The organism is Aestuarium sp. (assembly GCF_023253315.1).
GTDB lineage: Bacteria > Pseudomonadota > Alphaproteobacteria > Rhodobacterales > Rhodobacteraceae > Marivivens > Marivivens donghaensis.
The window spans coordinates 1-326 of the sequence record NZ_JALRGW010000041.1; the positions used below are offsets into that span (position 1 = coordinate 1).

Consider the following 326-nt stretch of genomic DNA (forward strand, 5'->3'; position numbering starts at 1 on the left):
ACCAAAAATTAGCTGACATCACGAGTGAAGATATCGATCAATGGAAGCTGATGCAGATCAACGAGGGCTACAAGCCAGCGACCGTGAATAAGCATTCCTCTATGCTGAACCGTATGTTGAATGTTGCTGTTCATTGGAATTATCTAGACCGCAATCCGTTCCATGGCATCGCAATCAAGAAATTGCCCGTAGGCGATCATGTCCAACGCTTCTTGTCCAAAGCTGAAATCAGCCGACTCCTTGGAGAATGCAAGCGAAGCAATCACCCCTACTTGTATCTATTCGCGGTTACCCTCCTCCTGACTGGCGCTCGAAAGAGCGAATGG

General features: G+C 47.9%; 1 protein-coding gene. It reads left to right on the forward strand.

The genetic code is table 11. The features are described from left to right. On the forward strand, nt 1-326 hold a 326-nt coding region (locus AC1QQ2_RS13450), incomplete at both ends, for a hypothetical protein (protein ID WP_479713503.1).